This is a genomic window from Nonomuraea recticatena (assembly GCF_039533245.1).
Lineage (GTDB): Bacteria > Actinomycetota > Actinomycetes > Streptosporangiales > Streptosporangiaceae > Nonomuraea > Nonomuraea roseola.
The window spans coordinates 261,929-274,424 of record NZ_BAAATE010000003.1; the positions used below are offsets into that span (position 1 = coordinate 261,929).

13 protein-coding genes and 1 tRNA gene are annotated in these 12,496 nt (G+C 71.9%); 7 read left to right on the forward strand and 7 right to left on the reverse strand.

Annotated elements, in window-relative coordinates; translation table 11 throughout:
• Genes ABFX50_RS07520 through ABFX50_RS07535 form a run of 4 tightly spaced genes read right to left on the reverse strand, consistent with a single transcriptional unit; the run spans nt 1 to nt 5,436 of the window.
• Entirely contained in the window at nt 1–1,263 is a 1,263-nt protein-coding gene (locus tag ABFX50_RS07520; RefSeq protein ID WP_346144443.1) for a vWA domain-containing protein, read from the reverse strand.
• A complete protein-coding gene (locus ABFX50_RS07525; protein ID WP_183657995.1) occupies nt 1,263–2,108 on the reverse strand; it encodes a protein phosphatase 2C domain-containing protein in 846 nt (281 codons plus the stop codon). Before ABFX50_RS07525 ends, ABFX50_RS07520 begins: the two co-directional genes overlap by 1 nt.
• Nucleotides 2,105–4,258, reverse strand: coding sequence for a tetratricopeptide repeat protein (locus ABFX50_RS07530; RefSeq protein WP_346144445.1), 2,154 nt, complete (start codon nt 4,256–4,258; stop codon nt 2,105–2,107). The genes ABFX50_RS07525 and ABFX50_RS07530 overlap by 4 nt, the downstream gene beginning before the upstream one ends.
• Entirely contained in the window at nt 4,255–5,436 is a 1,182-nt protein-coding gene (locus tag ABFX50_RS07535; protein WP_346144447.1) for a serine/threonine-protein kinase, read from the reverse strand. Before ABFX50_RS07535 ends, ABFX50_RS07530 begins: the two co-directional genes overlap by 4 nt.
• A 184-nt stretch (nt 5,437–5,620) precedes the next feature.
• Between ABFX50_RS07535 and ABFX50_RS07540 the strand changes: the two genes are divergently transcribed.
• From ABFX50_RS07540 to ABFX50_RS07550, 3 genes are read left to right on the forward strand one after another with little or no spacing between them, the layout of a single operon-like run.
• Nucleotides 5,621–5,794, forward strand: a complete 174-nt coding sequence (locus ABFX50_RS07540) for a hypothetical protein (RefSeq protein WP_183658001.1) — start codon at nt 5,621–5,623, stop codon at nt 5,792–5,794.
• A 37-nt stretch (nt 5,795–5,831) separates the two neighbouring features.
• A complete protein-coding gene (locus tag ABFX50_RS07545) occupies nt 5,832–7,109 on the forward strand; it encodes an amylo-alpha-1,6-glucosidase (protein WP_346144449.1) in 1,278 nt (425 codons plus the stop codon).
• On the forward strand, nt 7,106–7,579 hold the full coding sequence (locus ABFX50_RS07550) for a hypothetical protein (protein WP_183658005.1): 474 nt from the start codon (nt 7,106–7,108) through the stop codon (nt 7,577–7,579). Before ABFX50_RS07545 ends, ABFX50_RS07550 begins: the two co-directional genes overlap by 4 nt.
• A 46-nt stretch (nt 7,580–7,625) precedes the next feature.
• On the opposite strand, the gene ABFX50_RS07555 is transcribed toward ABFX50_RS07550, so the two are convergent.
• Nucleotides 7,626–7,943, reverse strand: a complete 318-nt coding sequence (locus ABFX50_RS07555) for a YtxH domain-containing protein (RefSeq protein WP_379506701.1) — start codon at nt 7,941–7,943, stop codon at nt 7,626–7,628.
• 141 nt (nt 7,944–8,084) lie between these two features.
• Here ABFX50_RS07555 and ABFX50_RS07560 point away from each other — a divergent pair.
• Nucleotides 8,085–8,160, forward strand: a tRNA-Asn gene (locus tag ABFX50_RS07560).
• Nucleotides 8,161–8,223: 63 nt separating this feature from the next.
• On the opposite strand, the gene ABFX50_RS07565 is transcribed toward ABFX50_RS07560, so the two are convergent.
• The gene (locus tag ABFX50_RS07565; protein ID WP_346144453.1) at nt 8,224–8,412 is read right to left on the reverse strand and encodes a hypothetical protein; all 189 of its coding nucleotides are present in this window, start codon (nt 8,410–8,412) and stop codon (nt 8,224–8,226) included.
• A 57-nt stretch (nt 8,413–8,469) separates the two neighbouring features.
• Here ABFX50_RS07565 and ABFX50_RS07570 point away from each other — a divergent pair, with 57 nt between their 5' ends.
• Both ABFX50_RS07570 and ABFX50_RS07575 read left to right on the forward strand, forming a co-directional pair.
• Nucleotides 8,470–9,630: a sensor histidine kinase gene (locus tag ABFX50_RS07570; RefSeq protein WP_346144455.1), complete on the forward strand. Its 1,161-nt coding sequence runs from the start codon at nt 8,470–8,472 to the stop codon at nt 9,628–9,630.
• The gene (locus tag ABFX50_RS07575) at nt 9,618–10,241 is read left to right on the forward strand and encodes a response regulator (RefSeq protein WP_346144457.1); all 624 of its coding nucleotides are present in this window, start codon (nt 9,618–9,620) and stop codon (nt 10,239–10,241) included. The genes ABFX50_RS07570 and ABFX50_RS07575 overlap by 13 nt, the downstream gene beginning before the upstream one ends.
• A gap of 89 nt (nt 10,242–10,330) precedes the next feature.
• Here ABFX50_RS07575 and ABFX50_RS07580 read toward each other — a convergent pair whose 3' ends face one another.
• On the reverse strand, nt 10,331–11,449 hold the full coding sequence (locus ABFX50_RS07580; protein WP_246452299.1) for a nitric oxide synthase oxygenase: 1,119 nt from the start codon (nt 11,447–11,449) through the stop codon (nt 10,331–10,333).
• A gap of 273 nt (nt 11,450–11,722) precedes the next feature.
• Here ABFX50_RS07580 and ABFX50_RS07585 point away from each other — a divergent pair, with 273 nt between their 5' ends.
• Entirely contained in the window at nt 11,723–12,496 is a 774-nt protein-coding gene (locus tag ABFX50_RS07585) for an enoyl-CoA hydratase-related protein (RefSeq protein ID WP_346144459.1), read from the forward strand.

Below are 12,496 nucleotides of genomic sequence, written 5' to 3' on the forward strand. Positions count from 1 at the left end.
TCAGCCCTCCTGCCGCAGCTGGCTCGTCCGGGTCGACCCGGTGTCCAGCTCGATCTCGTCGGCCCTCTCCACGTTCCTGCGCAGCCGCGCCGTGCCCGTGCCCGGGTCGACCTCCACCACCTTCTCCAGCAGCCTGGCGGTGTCCTCGCGCCCCGAGGAGTCCGCCAGCTGCTTGGCCTTGGCCAGGCGGGCGGTCGCCGTCGCCGTGTCTCCCGCCGCCCTCGCGCTCAGCCCCTCCTGGATCAGCTCGTGCAGCTCGGCCTGGCCGGTGTAGTGCGCGACCTTCCTGTTGATGCGCGTCGAGAGGGCGAGGTCCTCGGTCCAGTGCGCCAGGACGTTGCCGCTGGCGTGGACGTCGCCGGTGTCCGGCCGTACGAGCTTGACCCACGCCGCTCTGATCTCCTGACCCGGCGCGGCGGTGGGCACCTCGACGCACAGGTGGTACTCCCGCTCCTCCGCGCCCCACGACCCTGTCGGGTAGTCGCCCGTCAGCGGATTGAACGGGGTGCGCTTGCCGCTCAGGTCGAGCAGCGTGGGGGAGACCTGCCGGATGTACTTCAGCGTGGCGTCCTTCGGGATCCAGACCCGCAGCGCCAGCTCGGCGACGGTCTTACCCATCGACGCCTCGGTGATCTTGGTGAAGAACTCCGCCAGGTCCTTCTGGTCACGCACGAAGTCGAAGGCGCCGAGCAGCGCGTTGGAGACCTTGCGCAGTTCGTCGGGCACCCAGTCGTCGCCGACGCCGAGGCTGTCACAGACGAACCTGCCCTCGCACTTCTTCAGCGCCCTGGCGAACGCCTCCTCGCCCTCGTTGTTCTGGCCGTCGGTCATGAGCAGCGCGTGCCTGATCGCGCCCGGCCTGCTCTCCAGCAGGTCGCAGGCCAGCAGCAGCCACTGTCCTATCGAGGTGCCGCCGTTGGCGTCGAGGGAGTCGATGGCCTTGTTGGCGTTGTCCCTGGTGCTCTGGCCGGCTTTGGCCAGCTTCCGTCCCCTCGGGTAGACCATGTGCGCCGAGGTGTCGCCCGCGATCACCGCGAACTCCACGCCGTCGCGCAGGGCGTCCACGGCGGCCTTCGCCGCCTGCCTGGCCTCCCTGATCTTGCCTCCGGTCATCGACCCCGAGGTGTCAATGATGATCACTTCGGCGGCCTCCGTGGGCGGCGCCTGCGCCACCGTGCCCGTGACCGTCAGGATGGCGTGCACCTCCCTGCCCCCGAGTGGCAGGTACTTGTGCTGGTCCACCTGCAGGGTGAAATCACTCATCACGCTCTCCTGACCGGTATCAGTACGACAGTGACGTTGTCGCGCCCGCCCGAGGCGAGCGCGTGGTCGACCAGCGCCCGCGTCCCCTCCAGAGGGACGGCGGCGCGGAAGGTGACGGGTTCGTCGAGGTAGCCCCAGAGCCCGTCGGTGCACACCATGAGCAGCCCGGGGGAGTCGGGCACGAAGCCCAGCGCCCTGCAGCCGGTGTCTCTGGCGTCGGCGCCCAGCCAGGCGGTCAGCACGCCGGCCGAGGCGACGTCGTCGTCGGTCAGCAGGACGGCCGGCCCGTCGTCGGGCAGCCAGTAGGCGCGGCTGTCGCCGACCCAGCCGACGGTGACCAGGTCGGGCCCCGCGACCGCCGACACGTAGGTGCAGGCGGGGGCGTCGTCGAGGGAGGTGGCGAGGGAGGCGACGGCCAGGGCGGCGCGCGCGCAGGCGGCCCTGGTGGCGCTCTCCTGGGTGGAGCCCGCCTTGAGCTCCTCGGCCAGGATCGTCACGCCGGTCTGCGCGGCCAGCGTCGAGGCGGACTCGGGGCGAGGCGACTGCGTCACGCCGTCGCAGACCACCGCCAGCTGGAGCCCTTCGGCCTCGCCCAGCGCCATCGCGTCCTGGTTGTGGCTGTGTCGCAGGCCCCTGTCGCTGGCCCCCGCCATGCCCGAGTCGAGCACCAGCTCCACGTGGTCGGAGGCGGCGGGCGCGCGACGGCCGCACTGGGCGCAGTAGCCCTCCTCGAAGTCGCCGCCGCAGGCCGTGCAGGCGGGTAAGGCCTCCTCGAGGCGGATGCCGCACTGCTCGCAGAAGGCGTGGCCCTGCAGGGCCGAGGCCCCGCACGCCGGGCACTTCACAGCCACGTCCTCGGCCGGACCGCGTTGGCGCGATCGACGAGCGCGTGCCGTTCCGCTCGGGTGGGCGCGGCTCTGGCCAACTCCCTGTAGACCGACTCCAGCCTGGTCCGCACGCCGTGGCCGGTGAGCGGCGCGCCGAGCAGGACCGTGGAGGGGGAGGGCGGTGAAGGCGGCGCGGCGATCCAGGCCAGCGCGGCCTCCAGCAGCTCGGCGGCCAGCTCGCCGCGGCGCCTGCCGTCCAGCTGCTTGAGCCGGTCGAGGCGCTCGCCGGCGGCCACCAGCTCCGCCTGCCCGACCTGGGCGGCGGGACGTCTGGCGGTCACCGCGACCAGCGCCGCCTGCGCGGCCACGTACTGGCTCGCGGAGGCGGGCACCTGGCCGAGCGCGGCCGCGGCCCCCTGGTGGTCGCCCGCGCTCAGCCGGGCCCTTGCCAGCCCGAACGCGGCGCTGACGTAGCTGTGGTCGGTCCGCCACACCGTCTCGTACCAGCGGGCGGCGCCCGCGTGGTCGCCCGCGGCCTCGTGCGCGAACCCCAGTGCCAGCTTCACCGCGGGCTCGCCTGGCAGCAGGCCGAAGCACTGGTCGAACAGGGCGGGGTCGGGCTTGCCCGAGGCCAGCGCGCGCACCGCCCGGTACCAGGTCACCCGCCACTCGCCGGGCAGACGGCGCTCGGCCTCTTTGAGCGCGCTCTCGCCCACGTCGTGCTCGGCCGCCACTCTCGCCCTGGTCAGCAGCGTCTCGGTGGTGACGGGCAGCGCCGCGAGGCCGGCAAGCAGGTCGTGCGGATCGAGGGCGACCAGCCCTGACAACGCACCCGCCGCGGGGTCGGCGGGGTCCATGAGAGGGACGGGCAGCGCCGCCACCGCGGCCGAGGGCTCCAGCGGCTCGAAAACCTCCGTGACGCCCTCGCCCACCCGCTCGGGCCCGAAGACGCCCGACTGCCCGGGGTAGGGCACGCCGTCCTCGGCCGCGCGCACCTCTCTCAGCACGCCGGTGAGCTGCTCGGCCATCTCGTCCGCGTCGGCGAAGCGCGAGCCGGGTTCGGGGTGGGTGGCGCGCAGCAGGAAGCGGTAAAAGGACTCGTTGCCCCACGCCTCGAGGCCGGGCAGCGGTGTCTCCACGCCGCCGCGCGCGGGGCTGAAGGGGTGGCTCAGCACGGCCAGCGTCCGCGCCACCGTGTAGAGGTCGGAGGCGATCGAGGGCGGGCCGGAGACGACCTCAGGGGCGTGGTAGCCGGGCGTCACGTAGGAGCTGTCAAGCCCCGCCCCGATGCGCTGGACCGCACCCAGGTCGATGAGCTTCAGCTGCTGCCCGGCCTGGATGACGTTGGCGGGCTTGAGGTCGCAGTAGACCAGGTTGTTCTTGTGCAGGTAGGCGAAGGCCTTGAGGATCTCCAGCGCGTAGGCGATCGTCTGGCGCAGCGGCAGCGCGTGACCGTCGCGCAGCCGCTGCTTGAGCAGCTCCTCCAGAGAGGGCCCGCCGACGTACTCCATGACGATGTAGCCGGCGCCCTCGTGCCGCTGGAAGTTGAAGATCTTGACGATGTTGGGGTGGTCGACGGTGGTGAGGAATTTGCGCTCGGCCTCCGCCACGGCAAGCGCCTCGGCGTCGGCGGCGTTCAGCAGGCCCTTCAGCACCACCCACCGGCCGTCGAGGTTCTCGTCGGAGGCCAGGTAGACCCAGCCGAGGCCGCCGTGCGCCAGGCAGCCGAGCACCTTGTACTGCCCCGCCACCATCGCGCCGGGCGCGAGCTTGGGCGTGAAGCTGTACGGCGTGCCGTCGTGCGGGCAGAACCCCTCGGTACGGCCCTGCACCCCCTCGCGGCTGCGTCCCACGGGCTTGCCGCAGGAGGAGCAGAACCGCCGGTCCTCGGGGACCTCCGGGTTGTCCATGATCGCGTCGGCGGGGTCGCGGTACGGCGTCGGCGGCACGTCCACCAGGCCGTGGCCGAGCACGCCCCTGGACCGCCTGCCCGACGACGGCCTGGAACCGCTCGGAGCGGTCATCGCGGCGCTCGGCCCGCCCGTCGGCAGGCCCGAGGAGCCGGCGCCCACCGAAGCCGCGACCGGCGGGCTCTCCGGGTGGCCGCACAGGTCGCAGTAGCCGTCCTCGATCGTTCCCGCGCAGCCCTGCTGCGTGCACGTCGTCATCGGGGCCCTCCGTGGATCGCGTCCTGGTAGTGCTCCACCGCTTCCGCCGCCTGGTTGAGGTCGCAGGGGGCGGTCCACAGCAGCTGTCTGGCCCGCGTGAAGCGGCCGGCGGCGTCAGGGTCCTCCGCCAGTCCGACGCGGATCGCCTTGGACTGCGTGGCCATCAGCCTGCCGCGCAGTTCGTCCCTTCGGGCCATCAGGCCGAGCAGGGCCGAGGTCGTGGCGCGCGCCTTTCGCAGCGCGTCATCGGCGGCCCGCTCCACCGTGGCGAGGCGTCTTGCCCGCTCCACCCAGCCGGCCCCTGGCGCCGCGCCCGGCGGGTCGAGGGCGGCGCTGTCACCGGCGAGGCGGTCGGCGGTGGCGCGCGGCGCGGTGGAGGGAGGTAAGAGGATCTTGGCGGCGACCACCGTGTGGGTCCTTCGCGCCTCTGCCTCGGCGTCGCGGACGCTGCCGACCAGCTCGAGGAGGGCGGCGTGGCGCGGGCCGTACGAGCGTCTGAGGGTGTCGGCGCGGGCCAGATCGGCCAGCAGCGAGTCGAGCGTGGCGCAGAGCCTGTCGAGGGCGGACGCCGCCGAAGCGGAGTCGAGGGGGTCGGACGTGACGGCCGAGCGGAGGCGGTCGAGCTCGGCCTGGTGCCGCGTCCCCGAGGGGTTCTCCCCGAGGTCGGCGCTGAGTCGTGCGATCTCCCGCTGGGAGGCGGCCGCCGACTCCAGCCGGGGAAGCAGCGCGGTCCAGGCGGTGTCGATCTCCGTCAGCGTGCGGCCGACGGCGCCGAAGGCCTGGTCCATCCTGGCGACGGTCTCGTCCAGGCTGAGCGCCTCGTCCCGCTCGGGGCGTAACGAACGCTGCTCCACCGGCTTGGCCTCGGCCGCCAGCCGTACGGAGGGGCCCGCGAGCAGGAAGGTCAGCTCCTCGAGCTCGGCCTGGCCCGGACGGGGTCTTCGGGCCCTGACCTTCTCGGCCTGGCGCAGCACGGCCCTGTAGGCGTCGTAGAGCGACCACATCAGCGCCATGGCCTGCTGGGCCGAACTCCACGCGGCGAGGGTCCTCCCACGTAACGCGGCCCCCTTGAGCAGCTGGTAGGAGGTGTGCGACTCGAGGTCGAGCAGGTCGCCGGAGATCCGGTCCCGCTCCTCGACACGCGTGCGCAGCGCGTGGTCGGCGCCTTCACGACTCATCGGCGGTCCGGCTGGTTGCGTCAACATCTCCCCCGTCGAATGGAAACCCCCGAACCCTCATTTACCGGGTCAACGTCGCACATGTCCAGGGAGGTTCCTGACCCTGAGAGGGTCTCCCTGACTTCTCCCTGATCCGGGGCCGCGGCCATGTCGCGCGGCGCCCCGCGACCCTAGCGTGGGGGACATGGCACGCATCCTCTTCATCGCCGCTCTGGTCGTCGTCGGTCTCATGCTCCTCGGCCCGCTCCTGGGCTTCGCATTCCAGCTCCTGAAGTGGGCGCTCATCATCGGTGGCGTCGCTCTCGCGGTGACGTTCGTCGCCAAGTGGGTCAAGTCCGAGGAGCGCAGGGGTTCATAGTCTGGTCAGATAGGACAGCCCGGCGCATAGTGGGCAGATGGAAGCGCGGCCCGCGGTCGATGACGCCGCGCTCGGGCGCGAGGCCCTGCACGTGCTCGAGGCGAACTGGATGGGGTCGGCCACCGTGCCCGCGCCAGGTCTCTACCCGCACCAGTGGAGCTGGGACTCCGCCTTCGTCGCCATCGGCCTGGCCAGGCATTTGCCGGGCAGGGGGATGGCCGAGCTGGACGGCCTGTTCCGGGGCCAGTGGGCGACGGGGATGATCCCGCACATCGTCTTCCACACCTCCGAGGCGTACTTCCCCGGCCCCTCGGTCTGGCGCTCCTCGGAGCACGCCGACGCCCCTCCTGCCATCCTCACCTCGGGACTGACCACGCCGCCGCTGCACGCCCTGGCCGTGTGGCGGCTGTGGCGTCACACGGCCGACGTGGGGTACGTCCGGCGGGTCTTCCCCGCGCTCGCCGCCCAGCACGCCTACCTCGCCACCGCCCGCGACCTGGGCGGCGGCGGGCTGGCCGCGATCGTCCACCCGTGGGAGTCGGGCATGGACGACAGCCCGGCGTGGGACGAGCCGCTGGCCGCCCTCCCCGAGATCAGGTACGGCTACCGCACCCCCGGCCTCGACGAGCGCCACCCCGCCAGCGACCACGACCGCTACGTCTGGCTCGCCCTGCGCTACCGCGACGCCGGCTACCGCCCGGAGTACCTGCGCGACGAGCACCCCTTCGCCGTCGAGGACCCCCTGTTCAACGGCGTGTGGCTGGCCTCGTGCCAGGCGCTGGCGGCCCTGGCCCCCGTGGCAGGCTTCGACCCCGCGCCGCACGCCGAGCAGGCCGCCGTGATCAGGGCCGCGCTGATGGAACGGCTGTGGGACGGCTGCTTCCACGCCCGCGACCTGCGCACCGACCGGCTCATCCCGGTCACGACCGTCGCCGCCTTCGGCCCGCTGCTCGACCCCGAGCTGCCCCGCCACGCCGTCACCGCCCTGGTGGAGATCCTGGAGTCGGCCCGCTTCATGGGCGCCACCGGCTACCCCGTGCCCAGCTGCGAGATCAGGGCGCCGCAGTTCGACCGCACCCGCTACTGGCGCGGCCCCTCGTGGGTCAACACCAACTGGCTGCTGCGCCGCGCCGCCGCCGTCCACGACCTGCCCCACCTGGTGCAGCTGCTCACCTCGAGCACCCTGAGGCTGGTACGGCAGGCAGGCTTCCGCGAGTGCTTCGACCCCTTCGACGGCAGCGGCAGAGGGTGCAGGGACTTCTCCTGGAGTGCGGCGCTCACCCTGGATCTGCTCGCCGATACCTTGGCTGCATGAGCATCTTCCGCCGCCTGCCCTCCGACGTCCGCAAGGGTCTCGCCACCTCGAGGGGGGAGCGGGTGCTGACCTTCGCCGAGGCCGCCGACGGCTACGTGGTCGCCACCGACCAGGCGCTCTTCCTCCCGGACGGCACGCGCGTGCCGTGGGAGCAGGTGGAGCAGGCCGGATGGGACGACGAGGGGCTCAGACTCACCACCTCGGAGGGGCGGCGCCTGTCGGCCAGGGTCGCCTCGCCCCACCGCCTGCCAGAGGCGGTACGCGAGCGCGTCAACTCCACGATCGTGGTCAACAAGTACGTCGAGCTGCCGGGCAGGGGAGGCGTGCGCCTCGTGGCCCGCAGGGCGCCCGGCGCCGACACCTTCACCTGGAGCTTCCACTTCGACGAGGGCCTCGACCCCGAGGACCCGGGCCTGCGCGCCCAGGCCGAGCAGGCGCTCGAGGGCCTGCGAAGGAGCATGGGCGTGTGAAAGGAGGCCCGGACTCCTCCGGACCTCCTTTCACACACGATCCCGCCTAGTACGGCACGCCGGTGTCGTCGACCCTGGTGGTGTCCTTGTCCTTCTTGGACTCGGGCCAGCCCGTCCCTGTGTCGAGGTGGTCCTCGACACGCCCGTTCTTGCCGAGGAACGGGATTTTGTCGACGAGCGTGTCGCCGACCTTCAGCCTCGCGACCCCGGCCACCTTCGACATCTGCGCCCCCACCAGCCCCGCGGCCTCCTGGACCCTTGGGCTGTCGGCGACCCGGTGCGCCGTGCGCTTGATCTGTTCGTAGCGTTCGCGGCCCGCCCTGCTGCCCAGCACGTAGCCGACAGCCACACCGACAGCGAACATCACCCGATATCGCATATTCCACCTCCGCTGTCTCCGGGCCTACCCCGATGACGATGCGACACGCACTCCAGATGTGCGCTAATCTATTCCTGCGCCGAACGGAAGGGGCCAACAGCCCGGCCCGGAGGTGCGGAAGTCCGATCCCGTGTAGCTCAATCGGCAGAGCAGCCGGCTGTTAACCGGCAGGTTATAGGTTCGAGTCCTATCGCGGGAGCCACACTGACGAGCCCGAGCCATACGGCCCGGGCTCGTGGCTTTTCCGGCCGTGACGTGGCCGCGCTCAGGCGTCCATCGGGCGCCTGTCACTGCCGAGGTAGCCGTAGACGGCCCACAGCGCCCCGACGACGATGCCGCCGACAGCCGCGAAGACGCCGATGCCGTCGAGGCCGAGGATCGCCATGATGGCGATGGCGATGCCGTAGAGGAAGCTGATCCCGAGCAACCCGTTCCGCAGAAGGCTCTTGTTCATGAGCAACACGGTCACCGATGATCGAGGCCGGTGGTATCCCCCGATCGGTGGACAGACATGCCTTCCGACAACCTCGCCGCGGCCCGGGCCGAGAACGCGTGGCTGCGTTCGTACCCCTTATGGGACGCCTACTTCACCGTCGTCCTGATCGCCACGGTCATCGTCGTCGCGCTCGACACCGGCACCGCGGCCGCCGGTGCGACCGCGATCGGGCTGTTGCTGCTGCTGGCCCTCGCCTACGCGCTCGTGGGTAGAGCCGCCGTCCGCTCGGAGGAGGTGCCCACCAGACAGGCGTGGCAGTACGCGGCGGTCGCGGTCGTGCTGTTCACCGCCGCCGACCTGGTCGCGCCCGCCTCGGCCTTCGCGCTGTCGGCGGTCGTCGCGCAGCTGTTCATGTCCTTCAGGACCCACCAGGCCATCGCGCTGCTCGCGGTGCTGTTCGCGATCCCCGCTGTCAACCTGTTCCAGATCGCGGGCATGGAGCCGCTGGTGGCCGCCGTCGTCGCGGTGGTCGCGCTGTCGAGCAGCGCGCTGCTCGGAACCTTCATCCACCGCCTGGCCATGCAGAACATCGACCGCGCCCGCCTGATCGCCGAGCTCGATCGCACCAGGGCCGACCTCGCCGAGATCAGCAGGCAGGCGGGCGTGCTGGCGGAGAGGGAGCGCCTGGCCGGCGACATCCACGACACGCTCGCGCAGGGCTTCACCGGCATCATCACCCTGCTGAGGGCCGCCGAGGCGGAGAGCGGCGGCGGCAGGCACCTGGAGCTGGCCGTGAGAACGGCGCAGGAGAACCTGGCCGAGACCAGGGCGCTCATCGCGGCGCTGGCCCCGCCCGCGCTCGACGGCCGCTCGCTCGACCGGGCGCTGCGCCGCCTGGCTCACGGCTTCGAGCTGCCCGTGGAGGTCGTCGTGCGCGGCCTGCCGTCCCCGCTGCCCCCCGCGCTGGAGGTGGCGCTGCTGCGGGCCGCCCAGGAGGGCCTGGCCAACGTTCGCAAGCACGCCGCCGCCCGCTCGGTCCGGCTGGAGCTGACCTACGACACCGGCGCGGTACGGCTGGCGGTCGCCGACGACGGCGCCGGCCCGACGGGCGACGCCGAAGGCTACGGCCTCGCACTCATGAGAAGGCGGGTCGAGCCGCTGGGCGGCACGGTCCGCGTCGAGGGCTCTCGCGGTGAGGGCGCCACGCTCACCGTGGAGGTGCCGTGGTCGGAGTGATGATCGTCGACGACCACCCGATCGTGCGGGAGGGCCTGCGCGGGATGCTCGCCGCCGAGCGGGACATCACGGTGGTCGGCGAGGCCGGCTCGGGCGACGAGGCGGTGGCGGTGGCGGCGCGGATCGCGCCCGACGTCATCCTCATGGACCTGCGGATGCCCGGGGGCGACGGGCTGAGCGCCATCCTGCGGCTCGGCGGGTCCTACAGGGTGATCGTGCTGACCACGTACGAGAACGACGCGGACCTGCGCAGAGCCGTGGCGGCGGGCGCCGTCGGCTGCCTGCTGAAGGACGTGTCGCGCAGGGATCTGGCCGACGCCGTGCGCGCCGTCGCCGAGGGCCGCGGGATCCTCTCTCCTCCCGCGCTCCGCATCGGCGCCGCCCCGACCGACGGGGAAGGAGGCGTCAGGTTGTCGGCGCGGGAGCGGGAGGTGCTGTCACTGGTGGCCGCGGGGCTGACGAACGCCGAGATCGGGCGGCGGCTGTTCATCGGCGAGGCGACGGTGAAGACCCATCTGCTGAGGGTGTTCGCCAAGCTGGGGGTGTCGGACCGGACGTCGGCGGTGTTGCTCGCCATGGAGCTGGGGCTGGTCGGCCGCGCGACGACCTGACGGGCCGGCGGGGGACGCCGTCCCGCCGGGGCCCGTGCACGCGGCCGTGGAGAGCCCGAGGAGAGCCCACGAAGAGGCCGTGGGGAGCGTCAGGTATGGGGCGGGGAGTAGGTGGGGGTGAGCCGGCGGTTGTCGTAGTAGCGGTGGAAGACGGGGGTGGCCGCGCCGGACAGCGGTGGCACGATCCACGACCAGTCGGCGGGGCAGACCCGCCCCGCGCGCTCCTCCCGCTCCAGGTGGGTCAGGAACCGCCGCGCCTCGGTGTGGTGGTCGGTCATCGTCACCCCGGCCGCCTCGAAGGAGTGCAGCACGGCCACGTTCAGCTCCACCAGCGCGTGGTCGCGCCAGAGGGTGCGCTCGCTGGAGGTGTCGAGCCCGAGCCGCCTGGCGACCTCGGGAAGCTGGTCGTAGCGGTCGTGGTCGGCCAGGTTGCGCGCGCCGATCTCGGTGCCCATGTACCAGCCGTTGAACGGCGCGCACGGATAGCAGACGCCGCCGATCTCCAGGCACATGTTGGAGATCGCGGGTACGGCGTGCCAGCGCAGCCCCAGCTCCTCGAACCACCGGTAGGCCGGATGGACGATCGGCACCTCCATGATCGCGTCACCGGGCACGTTGCACAGCAGGGGGTGGCCCTTGGCAGGCTGGATGACCAGCGGCAGCACGTCGAACCTGGTGCCCGCGCCGCCTCTCCACCCCATGCGCAGCACCTGCTCGGTGAAGGCGGCGTAGCGCCGGTCCCCGACGACAGTGCCGTCCGCCCGCCGGTACCCGGCGTAGCGGATGAGCTGCTCGTTCAGGATCCTCGGCCCGGGGCAGGCGGGGTGGTCGGGCGCGAACACCGTGATCGTCGGCCTGATCCGGCCGTGGCCCGTCGCCTCGCGCAGGTGCTCCACGCACTCGAGGGCGACGCCCTCGGCGCTGGAGACGTCCCTTCTGTCCCTGATCCTCAGCGAGCGCCAGTACAGGCGGCCGATGCAGCGGTTGCTGTTACGCCAGGCCACCCTGGCGCCGAACTCCAGCTCCTGTGCGGTGTGGGTGTAGGTGCCGAACCTCGCGGCGTCCCTGGCCACCTCCCGCAGTCGCGCCTGCACGTCCCCGGCGCCGGGGTTCTCCGCGTGGAAGAGGCGGATGAACCTCTCCGCCTCGCGGAAGTCGACGGTCTTGTCCATGACGGTGTGCACATCGAACGGACGCAAAGATCTCATCCACGTAAGCACGCAGCAACCAGCGCATTCCGGTTCACGGATCGCGCGACCGATTCCGGGTCGGTGACGCGGTCCTTCGGCGGCGTCCTCACCACGCCGCCCTTGTCGAGTCCGCAGCAGATCACATCTTTACCTCCGGCAACCCGCTTTGTCCCCCAAACCAGGAAAATCCGTGATCGGAGCACTCCGGAGCGTGACGCCTCCCGCGTGTGGCCAACGGCGAGGCCGTGGTGTAGAACGTTATTCTGTAACGGGTCTCACCGGGAGGGCGCGATGTCGGAGCTGGTGCTGTCGTCGGTCGACGAAGGCGTGCTGACGCTGACGTTCAACCGTCCCGATCGGCTGAACGCGTGGACGGACGCGATGGGACGCCGCTACTTCGACCTGCTCGAACAGGCGGAGAAGGATCCCTCGGTGCGGGCGATCGTGGTGACGGGCGCGGGCAGGGGCTTCTGCTCGGGCGCCGACTTCCAGACGCTGTCGGCGATCCAGACCGGCAGCTACTCCGAGAAGCCCGATCCCAGGCCCAACACCTTCCCCACCACGATCCGCAAGCCGATCATCGCGGCGGTCAACGGGGCGTGCGCGGGCCTCGGCATGGTCCACGCGCTGGTGTGCGACCTGGTGTTCACCGCCGAGGAGGCCAAGTGGACGACCGCCTTCCCCCGCAGGGGCCTGATCGCCGAGTACGGCCTGTCCTGGGTGCTTCCCCGCCTCATGGGCCAGCAGCGCGCCATGGACGTCCTGCTGTCGGGGCGGGTGTTCACCGGGCGTGAGGCGTTCGAGATGGGCCTGGTGAACAGGGCCGTCGCGGCGCATTCGCTGCTCCAGGAGGCGCAGGACTACGCCCGCGAGCTGGCCCGCTACAGCTCGCCCGCCTCCATGGACGTCATCAAGCGCCAGGTGTGGGGTGACTGGGACCACACGCTGGAGGAGTCGGCCGCCAACGCCGTACGCGAGATGATGGCCTCGTTCGGGCGCGCCGACTTCGCGGAGGGCGTGGCGAGCTTCCTCGAGCGCCGCGCCCCCGACTTCCCTGCCCTCTGA

What these genes read in the sequence shown, in the direction of transcription:
- ABFX50_RS07520 (WP_346144443.1), bottom strand. Translation starts at nt 1,263, where the DNA reads ATGAGTGATTTCACCCTGCAGGTGGACCAGCACAAGTACCTGCCACTC.
- ABFX50_RS07530 (WP_346144445.1), bottom strand. Translation starts at nt 4,258, where the DNA reads ATGACGACGTGCACGCAGCAGGGCTGCGCGGGAACGATCGAGGACGGC.
- ABFX50_RS07535 (WP_346144447.1), bottom strand. Translation starts at nt 5,436, where the DNA reads ATGAGTCGTGAAGGCGCCGACCACGCGCTGCGCACGCGTGTCGAGGAG.
- ABFX50_RS07540 (WP_183658001.1), top strand. Translation starts at nt 5,621, where the DNA reads ATGGCACGCATCCTCTTCATCGCCGCTCTGGTCGTCGTCGGTCTCATG.
- ABFX50_RS07545 (WP_346144449.1), top strand. Translation starts at nt 5,832, where the DNA reads ATGGAAGCGCGGCCCGCGGTCGATGACGCCGCGCTCGGGCGCGAGGCC.
- ABFX50_RS07550 (WP_183658005.1), top strand. Translation starts at nt 7,106, where the DNA reads ATGAGCATCTTCCGCCGCCTGCCCTCCGACGTCCGCAAGGGTCTCGCC.
- ABFX50_RS07555 (WP_379506701.1), bottom strand. Translation starts at nt 7,943, where the DNA reads ATGTTCGCTGTCGGTGTGGCTGTCGGCTACGTGCTGGGCAGCAGGGCG.
- ABFX50_RS07565 (WP_346144453.1), bottom strand. Translation starts at nt 8,412, where the DNA reads ATGAACAAGAGCCTTCTGCGGAACGGGTTGCTCGGGATCAGCTTCCTC.
- ABFX50_RS07570 (WP_346144455.1), top strand. Translation starts at nt 8,470, where the DNA reads ATGCCTTCCGACAACCTCGCCGCGGCCCGGGCCGAGAACGCGTGGCTG.
- ABFX50_RS07580 (WP_246452299.1), bottom strand. Translation starts at nt 11,449, where the DNA reads ATGAGATCTTTGCGTCCGTTCGATGTGCACACCGTCATGGACAAGACC.
- ABFX50_RS07585 (WP_346144459.1), top strand. Translation starts at nt 11,723, where the DNA reads ATGTCGGAGCTGGTGCTGTCGTCGGTCGACGAAGGCGTGCTGACGCTG.